Source organism: Dickeya sp. ws52 (assembly GCF_007210685.1).
Classification (GTDB): Bacteria; Pseudomonadota; Gammaproteobacteria; order Enterobacterales; family Enterobacteriaceae; genus Dickeya; species Dickeya chrysanthemi.
This window is the reverse complement of record NZ_SZVX01000055.1, coordinates 1-520: the sequence shown is the minus strand read 5'-3', so window position 1 is coordinate 520 and position 520 is coordinate 1. Positions and strand designations below refer to the sequence as shown.

1 protein-coding gene is annotated in these 520 nt (G+C 55.8%); it reads left to right on the top strand.

Features of this window, described 5'->3' with window-relative positions; genetic code table 11:
• Positions 1 to 519, top strand: a 519-nt coding sequence (locus tag FDP13_RS21480; RefSeq protein ID WP_255582815.1) for an EF-Tu/IF-2/RF-3 family GTPase, incomplete at its 5' end; no start/stop codon positions are given.
• Position 520 lies beyond the last annotated feature (1 nt).

Below are 520 nucleotides of genomic sequence, written 5' to 3'. Positions count from 1 at the left end.
GGCCGTGGTACAGTTGTGACCGGTCGTGTAGAGCGCGGTATCGTGAAAGTGGGTGAAGAAGTGGAAATCGTGGGTATCAAAGACACCGCGAAAACCACCTGTACCGGCGTTGAAATGTTCCGCAAACTGCTGGACGAAGGCCGTGCGGGCGAGAACGTTGGCGTTCTGCTGCGTGGTACCAAGCGTGATGAAGTAGAGCGTGGTCAGGTACTGGCTAAACCGGGCTCAATCAAGCCGCACACTCAGTTCGAATCTGAAGTGTACATCCTGAGCAAAGACGAAGGTGGCCGTCATACGCCGTTCTTCAAAGGCTACCGTCCGCAGTTCTACTTCCGTACCACTGACGTGACCGGTACCATCGAACTGCCGGAAGGCGTGGAAATGGTTATGCCTGGCGACAACATCAAGATGGTCGTAAACCTGATCGCGCCGATCGCGATGGACGACGGTCTGCGTTTCGCAATCCGTGAAGGCGGCCGTACTGTAGGCGCCGGCGTGGTTGCCAAAGTTATCGCTTAAT